This window comes from Bacillus sp. 05T22 (genome assembly GCF_056396765.1).
Genome location: NZ_JBFTMC010000142.1, coordinates 1 through 9602, shown reverse-complemented (window position 1 = coordinate 9602; position 9602 = coordinate 1). Strand labels below are relative to the sequence as shown.

Annotated in this window: 10 protein-coding genes and 1 pseudogene; 4 read left to right on the top strand and 7 right to left on the bottom strand. The window is 33.3% G+C overall.

Going from position 1 to position 9602, the window contains the following annotated elements; all coding sequences use genetic code 11:
* Positions 1 to 249: 249 nt before the first annotated feature.
* The 3 genes from AC1DIT_RS25350 (at position 250) to AC1DIT_RS25340 (ending at position 2089) form a co-directional block, all read left to right on the top strand.
* Entirely contained in the window at positions 250 to 729 is a 480-nt protein-coding gene (locus tag AC1DIT_RS25350; protein ID WP_016116871.1) for a hypothetical protein, read from the top strand.
* A 220-nt stretch (positions 730 to 949) separates the two neighbouring features.
* Positions 950 to 1621, top strand: coding sequence for a hypothetical protein (locus AC1DIT_RS25345; RefSeq protein WP_229165985.1), 672 nt, complete (start codon positions 950 to 952; stop codon positions 1619 to 1621).
* Positions 1622 to 1813: 192 nt separating this feature from the next.
* Positions 1814 to 2089, top strand: coding sequence for a hypothetical protein (locus AC1DIT_RS25340; protein ID WP_016131591.1), 276 nt, complete (start codon positions 1814 to 1816; stop codon positions 2087 to 2089).
* Positions 2090 to 2342: 253 nt separating this feature from the next.
* Here AC1DIT_RS25340 and AC1DIT_RS25335 read toward each other — a convergent pair whose 3' ends face one another.
* The 4 genes from AC1DIT_RS25335 to AC1DIT_RS25320 all read right to left on the bottom strand — a co-directional run bounded on the left by AC1DIT_RS25335 (position 2343) and on the right by AC1DIT_RS25320 (position 5419).
* Positions 2343 to 2996, bottom strand: a complete 654-nt coding sequence (locus tag AC1DIT_RS25335) for a hypothetical protein (RefSeq protein WP_016113396.1) — start codon at positions 2994 to 2996, stop codon at positions 2343 to 2345.
* A 330-nt stretch (positions 2997 to 3326) separates the two neighbouring features.
* Positions 3327 to 4505, bottom strand: a complete 1179-nt coding sequence (locus AC1DIT_RS25330) for a relaxase/mobilization nuclease domain-containing protein (protein WP_016132743.1) — start codon at positions 4503 to 4505, stop codon at positions 3327 to 3329.
* Positions 4487 to 4822, bottom strand: a complete 336-nt coding sequence (locus tag AC1DIT_RS25325; protein ID WP_016113394.1) for a plasmid mobilization protein — start codon at positions 4820 to 4822, stop codon at positions 4487 to 4489. Before AC1DIT_RS25325 ends, AC1DIT_RS25330 begins: the two co-directional genes overlap by 19 nt.
* Positions 4823 to 5239: 417 nt before the next feature.
* Complete coding sequence (locus AC1DIT_RS25320) at positions 5240 to 5419, bottom strand: hypothetical protein (protein WP_016132742.1); 180 nt, start codon at positions 5417 to 5419, stop codon at positions 5240 to 5242.
* Positions 5420 to 6214: 795 nt separating this feature from the next.
* Here AC1DIT_RS25320 and AC1DIT_RS25315 point away from each other — a divergent pair.
* Positions 6215 to 6787: a tyrosine-type recombinase/integrase gene (locus AC1DIT_RS25315; protein WP_016113403.1), complete on the top strand. Its 573-nt coding sequence runs from the start codon at positions 6215 to 6217 to the stop codon at positions 6785 to 6787.
* 657 nt (positions 6788 to 7444) lie between these two features.
* Here AC1DIT_RS25315 and AC1DIT_RS25310 read toward each other — a convergent pair.
* The 3 genes and pseudogenes from AC1DIT_RS25310 to AC1DIT_RS25300 form a co-directional block, all read right to left on the bottom strand.
* Positions 7445 to 8119: an S-layer homology domain-containing protein gene (locus AC1DIT_RS25310; RefSeq protein ID WP_016113404.1), complete on the bottom strand. Its 675-nt coding sequence runs from the start codon at positions 8117 to 8119 to the stop codon at positions 7445 to 7447.
* A 246-nt stretch (positions 8120 to 8365) separates the two neighbouring features.
* Positions 8366 to 8546, bottom strand: a pseudogene (locus tag AC1DIT_RS25305) (hypothetical protein).
* A gap of 177 nt (positions 8547 to 8723) precedes the next feature.
* On the bottom strand, positions 8724 to 9284 hold the full coding sequence (locus AC1DIT_RS25300; protein ID WP_016132741.1) for a MerR family transcriptional regulator: 561 nt from the start codon (positions 9282 to 9284) through the stop codon (positions 8724 to 8726).
* Positions 9285 to 9602: the final 318 nt, after the last annotated feature.

The following is a 9602-nucleotide window of genomic DNA, read 5'->3' as shown; positions in this document are numbered from 1 at the left end:
GCAAGAAAAGAGAAAAAACGAAATAGCGGGGATCCCTAGAATCCTTGCTATACCAACCATGTATAAAATCATGCATAAACGAAGAAAAAAAGAACCAGGCAAACCCCTTGAGAGAGTAAGGCGCCGCCTGGTTCCTTGCTACCGATAATGTGACGTTATGTTAACCTTATATGTATACAATATGCATGGTCTTTTACATAAGTTTGATAAATATATAACGAATAAAAATGTACAAAGGATGGTGAAAACATGAATACAGAGGAAAAAGAATTTGCAGAGAAAGTATTAAGGCGTTTATGCGTAGGAAGTCAAATAGACGGCATAAGATTTGGACTTAATAACTCTCTGTTATATTTCATGCACTATGATGGAAGAGATAATGCTGATCAGCTATGGTTACATTGCGAATCAAGATGGATCGTATATTCGAAAACCCCAGATACATATCCATTATCTGAAAAAGAGATGGAGATAAAGACAGAAGAAGACCTATTGAAATCTGTCATTGATATAAGGAGAGAGAAGATAGTAGATATTCGATTAGGAGATGTTTCTCCACATCTTATTATCACTTTAGAATCAGGAAAGATATTATTTGTAAATGGTCATCATCCAGACTATGAATGCTGGCAGATAGGTGACGGAAGGAACTATGGTGGAAGTGATTGGTTACTAGTTGCTGTTCCTGAAGACAAGATAGCAGTTTGGGCTCCGGATGATTTCAATTGACTTCCAATAACGAATTTTACGTTAACTAGCCTCTCTTACGAGGGCTAGTTTTTTTGTTTTAATTTTGTCTTTTTATTTATTGTAAATCGAGCAAAGCAACACCAAGTCAAAAAAAATGTTTTTGGGGTATGTGATCACATACCCGTAAATACAAGGATCCAGATTTTTTATGTTATGGTTAAATAAGACAAAGATTATGGGAGGAAGTGAAGGAACAAAAATGAAATCTAAAATATTACTAGCTATTGGAACGATAATCGTTATGGGAAGTGTATCAACAGCTTGCGAAGTGACGAAAACGAACGAAAAAGTGAAATCAAGCCCAAAGGTGGAAACGGTTAAAAACGTTGCTGATCCAAATAAAGAATGGGAAGATTTATCGATGAATAGCGATGGGGCTGCGGTCAATTTTCCCACAAATGCGAAAGATTGGATTGCATATCAAGTCGATAAAATTTCGCAACCAGACCCAAAAGGTGCCGATGCAAATTTTGATGAAGGATACGATTACTATCTGAAAGCGAAGTCTGTTTTAGATGTTATGGGAAGATACATTCGAGTTAAAGGCACAGACCTTGAAAAAGATTTTAAAAATTTACGAGGACTTGCAGGCGAAATTTATCATGAACAATTTAATCGAACAGCTCACATTGATCCCGAGGGGAAAGCAATGGAGAAAACAGAATTCGTTGGACAATGGAAGCCTACCAGTAAAAGCATGCGCAAAACATATGAATATATGACCAGATTGTTAAATGACATGAACGTTGCAATTAATAATGATGGGAAAGGTAAAACATTTGGTGTATCACACCAATTAAACGGCGAAGCAACAAATGAAATGGAATCATACATTTCACATCATGACGAAGATGGCAAAACGATAAAGTAAGTTAAGAAAGTAATAGGGTATTGTTGAAAAAACACATAAAAAAAGACATCTTCGACTAGAGAAGATGTCTTTTTAAATTCAAGAAAATGAAAGAAACATTTATCCTAAAATTAATGTACAATGAGCAACTTCTAATAATCAAAATTATGTGAACACGAAAGTCCTCCAGTTAAACAATCTGGAGGACTTTTTTTGTGGTTTGTTCTTGTCTTTGGGTCTTACATTTGCTTTTTGGCTAGAGTGCTGGCTCGTCGTGTGGGGGCGAAACCCCACGTATTACGTATCTATTTTTTGAATAAAGACTATTTTGGAACGAATGATCTAAGCGGTTCGGCTCGTATACTTGCTTGTCCAAGTCGAGAACCATTGCTTTGCTTTTTGTCTGTCGGCTTGGCGAGAAAAGCACACGAGCCGAAAAAAGTTTTGCAAGGACAAAATAAAAAAAGAAAGGCGTTAGCCTTTAGGTGAGGATGAACGAACCGACTTTTTTTATTTTGAGGGTGGAGATTTTTGAGTGGGCTTCTCAAAAATACAACCCGTTCCTTGCGGAACTTTTAGCCCTATATATAAGAGTGAGATAGAGCAAATAAAAAAAGTCAGTAATACCAAGGGTTTATAGCATGTGAGGTGTTACTTTTTCGTAACACCTGTGTTACTTTTTCGTAACACCTAAAAAAAGGAAAATCATAATAAAAAAAAGATGTCAATGAAAATTTGACATCTAAAATAAATAGATTGGTAATTTATATTTTTTCTTAGATTCATCAATTTTAAAGTTTCTTAATGAATTTCTAAAAATATGCTGAGTTGCTTTATCTATTCCATCTTTAGGACTACAACACATAATATTAGGATTTACAAACCATGTACGACTTGTGCATGCACGACCATCTTCTGTTGTTATTCCTGCTTCTGCAACTCCTAAAACCCCTTTTTTAAATAAACCATTCATGGTTAAAGAAACATTTTTTCTTGCCATTTTAAAACGTTCAGCTAAATATGTAGGTGATGCTGGAGTAGTTGTATCTACATTGTCCTTATCAATTTTTTGAATAATAACGTTAGTTTTGAATTCCACATATGGAGCAAGTTTAAATAAAAATGCTTCTTCCTTGCTACTCAAATACTCAATTTCAGTAAGATAATTAACGTTATCCATAATTAACTGCACAAACCTCACCCGATCTGTAGGTTTTTTCTTTTTCCCTATGAAATATTCATCTCCACCAGTTGTTTTACTTAATAACTGTAAAAGCATTGCTTTCTCTTCTTCTGAGTAACCACCGGCTTGCAATTGATCATAAATACTATCAATCTTACTATCTCTTAATTTCGCTTTTTTTTCAGCTTGTCCAAAATCTACAACTTTTGTCATAAAATAATTCACTCCCTTATGTGGAAGGAATCAACTTTTATATGTTAGAATGTATATAGAATATATTTTGGTTGATTCCAACCTGTTTATGAAAGACCGCCTGTCCGGCCAAAGACTAGGGCGGTTTTTCTGTTTTTATCATAACATGAAATCTATTGTTAAATAAAACCACTCTTAAACTCTTCTAAAATGTTTTTAATCACTTAAGGTAGTTCCATCCCTATCGATGAAAAAAAAGAACGTATAAGGAAATACAAGGGGATTAGAACTACACTTGTAGCTAATCCATATTTGAAAGCATCTACCCAAAAATACATTAAAGTATCTTTTTTAAGGTTCAAAATCAATTGATTGCTCTTTTCTTCGACTTTTTGTAATCTTTTTTGTGCTTTTATGCTCATGTTGTGAATCTCGCGTCCCATGTCTTTCTTGATTTCTTCCATTTGTCCGTTTAGGTTGTTTTGAATGTTTTGGAGATGATAGACTGTTTGTTGGTTGTTTGCTGCCATCTCGCTTTTTCCACTTTCCAAAGTCTTCAGTAGAATTTCTTTGTTGACGTTCAAGAGCTGACTTTGCTTTTCTAAAATTAAAAGCATCTCCTTCTGTATTTCCTCGCTTGTCTTCTGCATTGCTATCAATTCTTTGCTCGTTGCCATTTTCATATTGGTATCCCTGTCCATCTGTACGCTGATGTACCCTTTCAGTAGATCCATTAACTTCTGATTGTCCTCTAGATTCTTCTGCAACTCTTGTATAAGTTTCGCTGACTCGTCGCTCTTCACTTGATTCAATTTGTCTACTAAACTCATTTTCTATCGTACCCCTTTCGTAGTTTAAGCCGAGTGTTTTCCCCCTTACAAATCGCCCTACATCAGGATGTTTAAAACTAAAATGTTGACCACGTTCTTTCACTTCAACACCAAATTTTTGTTGCAATAGCTTCTTAAAATCTTCTAGATTTGTTGTTTGATCTTTTACATAGTCAATCGTTTGACGTAATTCATCCTTCCAACTTATTTCACCACGTTTGGCAAGACCGTATTCAGCTTGATGATAACGTTGCTTTGCTGATGGCTCTTTTACAACAGATAAGTCATGCTGCTCACATAATTTATCTGATTGCTCACGTATAAAATAAAGGTTTTTCGCATTATCTACATATTTTTTCCCTGTCTCAAGATTTACGGAATTGATGACAATGTGATTATGTATATGGTCTTTATCCGTATGCGTATAAACTGCTACCTCATGATCTTTTGCAATTTCCTTGGCTAAATCTTGCCCAATTTGATTTGCTAATTCTGGCGTTACTTCTCCTGGTTTAAAAGACTGTACAACATGATGGGCTTGTACACCGCCATTTTTGCCCCATAATTCCCTTGTAGCTGTCATTTGGCTCCTAACATACTCCACATCACAATTCACACCGCAGGAGGCTTTTGAACGCTTCTCAGCGTACCTCAATAATGCATTCGCATTTTTTGTACTACCTAGCTTAATTGTTGCCATGCCTTTTCCAATCCTTTTTTGATTTGCTCTATGTTGTAATTTAATCGTTCCAATTCTTGTTCACTTACTTGTTTTCGAGCATTGCACCACTTTGTTACTTGGTTCAAATTGGTACCAATTGCTCTCAATTCCCTCGCAATTTCAATTGCTCCTTTTCTATCAATCTTCGGTTGTCTTACTCTCACCCCATGCGCCTTGGCTTTCACGAAAGCCGGCACACTCATTCCAACGTTATCCGCCATAAGCGTTAACCGTTGAAACTCGTCTTCGCTCACCCGAAATTTAATTTGTTTTGCCTCAGATCTGTTCTCGCTCACAACGTAATTCCTCCTCAGCGGCTGCCCATCTATAGAGGTCATCCGCACGATAAAATGGTATCCTTATATTTCCATTTTATCGTAATCGTCGTAATTAGGCAAGCTCCGTATTTGGTACCCAAATACATGCTTGGTCATGCTTAGCATGACACCCCCCAGCCCCCTTAAAAGGGGGAGTTAACACCTTGGACTTTGTCCAAACCTACAAGGGGAACTTTCCCCCTTGACCCCTTTATGAAACACCCCCAACCCCCTCAATATTGAGGGGGCTCCCTCGCCGGTTGGCAGGGTCAAAAGGGTACCTTTTGACAACCACAAGAGGGTTGCATAGTGAGTCTGTCAACTCCTTAATGCTCCTTCATTTCGCTTCCGCTTCATTCTGTCCGCTTACCGTTGACAGACATGATACAACTACCTCTAATTATTTGTAAGTTTAGTATTTCTAGAAATAATATATAAGATTAATACAAGAACAAATAATGAAATACTAACTATCCCAGTTACTGTCTCGTTATTTACTGTGTAATTTACAATAGTAATAATAAACAAACAAAGAGTACCTATTAATGCTAACTTTTCTTTTATAAATTTAAACATTAATTCATCCCCTTTTCTAATAAATATAGCAAAAATAAATTGTAAAATAATGCAAAATTAGCAGATTAAATCTTTAAAAATCATATGATATTTCGTGACCTTACCCTCCATATGCAATATTACATATAAAAATATATTGATATAAATGTAAGCGCTTACTATAATAAAAGCATAAAGATAAATCACATCTTAGCAACAACAAAAGAGGAGGAAATAATATGACAATCGCAATGACAGTTTTAAAATTCGTAGGTGGAGCACTTCCATTCGTTCAAGAACTTTTAAAAGCATTTATGTAAGTTTACTATTTAGCAATTATTTATAAAAATTATCATATCTTAATACGAAATAAGAGGAGGAAATAATATGGCAATCGCAATGGCAGTTTTAACATTCTTAGGTGGAATCATCCCATTAGTAGGAGAGCTTTTAAAAGCAGTAATGTAAGTTCATTATTCCGCAATTATTTATAAAAATTATCATACAAATGATCTGTATATCAAAGATGAATTGATTTGCAGATCATTTGTGTGAGCAAAGTCCCTTTAACATTATGAAGGGACTTTTTTAAATTTCTACATACTAGAGGTTCCGTTACATCAACATCAAGTTAAAGCACTTTTAAAACATTAAAAAGTGCTTTTTATTTATTAAGAAATGAATGTAAACTTTTAAATATTAGTTTACATTCAAATACCCTTAAACATTGACTTTACACCGAATCCCCTGATATCATCAAAATTATCAAGGAAAGTATACATTCAAAACAATATAAATAAAGAGGTACAGAAACACATGAACAAAAAAACACATCTCATTGATGTCCAACCCATCCGAAGTAAAAATCAGATTGAAGATATGAAATGGGCTCTTAAACGTCACTGTTCAAAAAGAGACTACATCTTATTCACGATTGGGATCAATACAGGTCTACGAGTAAGTGATCTACTTCAATTAGAGACTCATATGATTTTAAAATTAAAACGAAAACGTAGAAAAGAATTAAAAGTAAAAGAGGGAAAAACGAAGAAAGAACGGATTATTAATCTTACTTCTATTTTTGACGAAGTATATCAATACGCCCAAACAGTAGAAAATACCTGGTTATTCCCTTCACGTAAAGGAAATCAACCCATTAGTAAAATCCAAGCCTATCGACAATTGCAAAAAGCCGGAGATTTTGCCGGTGTAGAATCCATTGGTACTCACACCATGCGCAAAACTTTCGGCTATTGGTTTTATAAACAAACAAAAGATGTCGCGATGTTGCAAGACATACTCAATCACAGTACACCAAAAATTACACTCAAATATATTGGTATCAATAAAGAAGAAAAAGACAATGTTCTAGATATCTTTTGTATTTAATTTAACTATCATGATTAATCTTGATAAATATTTATTTGCATTGACTTAAAAAGAAAATAAATGTATTTTTGTATTAAGTAAATTATTTTTACCTAAGGCAACTTTAAAGTTATAAAACTCGCATAAGGTATTTAAAGTAATTCAAAATTTATGTCATGGTATTCCTTTGTAGCTCCCGTTGCCATCGGGAGCTACTCCCCATTTTAAAGTTAACATAACACTACTTCTCGGTAGCAAACATATTAATGCCGTAATTACATAAAGAAAAAGAATCCCTTATGATTTCTGGGATTCTTTTTCTTGTTTAAAGTTTACTCACACAAATGATCTGCACATCAATTCATCTTTGATATACAGATCATTTGTATGATAATTTTTATAAATAAGTACAGAGAATTCTATTACATGAATGCTTTTAGAAGTGTTGCTACTAATGGGATTACTCCACCTAAAAATGATAAAACTGCCATTGCGATTGCCATATTATTTCCTCCTCTTTTAATTTCTGAATATTAAGAATTCTATAAATTCATTATATTACAGATTTAAGAATATAACAATATCTTTTTTATTCTCTCTAAGATTTCGAAATATGCCCATATATTTTATAAATTCCTGCAAAGAAAAAACCAACTCGTATGAGTCGGTTTTAAATAGTTAGTTTACTTGAAGGGGTTTTGAAGCCGCTGGGATAGCTCTGTATAAGAACATAGCTAACTGTTCACGTGTTGCAACCCCCTCTGGATCAAATTGGTTATCGCCTACACCACTAGTTATACCATTACTATATAAAATTTTAATCTCTTCACTTGCCCAGTGACCTTGCGTATCAGCAAATTGATGATCAAATTTCTTAGTCAAACCAAAAGCAGTTCTAAACGCAACTGCAATTTCCGCTCTTGTTATATTACGCTTAGGATCAAATTTTTCATCCTTCAGATAGGGAAAAATGCCATTATTGTATACTGCTACAATTTCCTTTTTGAAATTTGAACCATCTATGTCATTGAAAGGTTTAGGATTCTTATAAGGACCGTCAGGAATCTTAATCATTCTGTATAAAAATACTGCTAATTCTTCACGTGTCACTTTATCTTTGACACCAAAATAACCATTACCATATCCTAGCATTATATTATGATCAGCCATGTACTGAATCTCTTTATACGCCCAATGCGATTGAGGTACATCTATAAAACTACTTGTTTGAACGTTCGCTGCTTTTATATTCTGATTTGAGTTATTACTTGTTGTTTCAGCAAAAGAATTCTGCGCAAAAAAAGTCGTACCAAATACCGCTACACATACACCCGAAATAATTAATTTTTTCATTTCTTTCTCTCCCAATCATTATAATAATTATTATCTACATATAATTATATATAAATATAATTATATAGCAATTTTTTTATGTTGGGATAAAACAAATATATTAATCAAAAAAAGAATCCCTTATTTATTTTGGGATTCTTTTTCTTTTTTAAACATTGCTCATACAAATGATCTACACATCAATTCACTTTTGATATACAGATCATTTGTATGATAATTTTTATAAATAATTGCGGAATAATGAACTTACATTACTGCTTTTAAAAGCTCTTGTACGAATGGAATAATTCCACCTATAAATTTTAAAACTGCCATTGCGATTTCCATGTTATCTCCTCCTTTATTCTTATATTAAGATTTCGTGAATCTCTGTACCCTTATTATAGTAAGCGCTTTCAAAAATAGCAATACTTTTTTTAAATATAATATTTTATATAATAAAACCCAATGTTTTATGTAAATAAAAGTATACTTAAAAAACAACATTTTAATAGCAAGGGAATGCTTGTATGCTGATCTGTACTGCATTCCCTTATTGTATGTATGCTATATTTCTATTCTTCTTTTTCCGACATTAAAACCCTACAAAGAATATCAACCACATTTAATTTTTAAACAAACCGAAAAAACCTTTCCGTTTTTGTTTCTGATTTTGATTCTGTATATCTCTAATGTTTTCAAGCAATAATTGATCCCGTTTCTCTAATTTTTTCTCTATAAAAACTTCTAATTCACTATTTTTACTTTCTACTTCAGTTAATTTTCTCTCAGTATTAGCCAAATGCTCTTTTGTAGTAACTAATTCATTCGTAATCTCTTGTAATTTTTGAACCAGTACTTGATTGAACTGATTTTGTAATTGCTGATTTTCTAATACTTCATCCAATTTTTTTTCTAATTCCGATTTTTCTTCTTTTGAAACAAACGAATCAAGTTCTCCATTCTTCCATGCTCGAACTTGATCGTAAGACCATTTTTGTACATGTATTTTTTCTTTTATAGCTTTTAATTCTTCAATATTTTCCTTAGAGTACCTGCGATGTCCTCCCTGACTTCGCTCGGTTTGTATATTAAATTCGTTTGACCATACTTTTAATAAATCGGGAGTCACCCCTAAACGATCCGCAACAATTTTCGGTGTATACATTTCCGATTTTAGTTCCAATTTTAATTCCTCCCCCAAAAACGGAATACATTTTTTCACTCATAAACACGATTAAATCAACATTTTAATCAAAATCGGAATTCAATTGCAACTGATTTTACAACCGATTTTAAAAACGAATTAATTTCGAAATACATTTCGATTTTACCATTGAATACTCATTACTTCTCGATAACAGCATCAAAATCTTTTTTTAATTTATACAAGATTTTATGCAAGAAAAGAGAAAAAACGAAATAGCGGGGATCCCTAGAATCCTTGCTATACCAACCATGTATAAAATCATGCATAAACGAAGAAAAAAAGAACCAGGCAAAC

Excerpts from the sequence above, each read along its gene's own strand:
- AC1DIT_RS25350 (WP_016116871.1), top strand. The coding sequence starts at position 250 with ATGAATACAGAGGAAAAAGAATTTGCAGAGAAAGTATTAAGGCGTTTA.
- AC1DIT_RS25345 (WP_229165985.1), top strand. The coding sequence starts at position 950 with ATGAAATCTAAAATATTACTAGCTATTGGAACGATAATCGTTATGGGA.
- AC1DIT_RS25335 (WP_016113396.1), bottom strand. The coding sequence starts at position 2,996 with ATGACAAAAGTTGTAGATTTTGGACAAGCTGAAAAAAAAGCGAAATTA.
- AC1DIT_RS25330 (WP_016132743.1), bottom strand. The coding sequence starts at position 4,505 with ATGGCAACAATTAAGCTAGGTAGTACAAAAAATGCGAATGCATTATTG.
- AC1DIT_RS25320 (WP_016132742.1), bottom strand. The coding sequence starts at position 5,419 with ATGTTTAAATTTATAAAAGAAAAGTTAGCATTAATAGGTACTCTTTGT.
- AC1DIT_RS25315 (WP_016113403.1), top strand. The coding sequence starts at position 6,215 with ATGAACAAAAAAACACATCTCATTGATGTCCAACCCATCCGAAGTAAA.
- AC1DIT_RS25310 (WP_016113404.1), bottom strand. The coding sequence starts at position 8,119 with ATGAAAAAATTAATTATTTCGGGTGTATGTGTAGCGGTATTTGGTACG.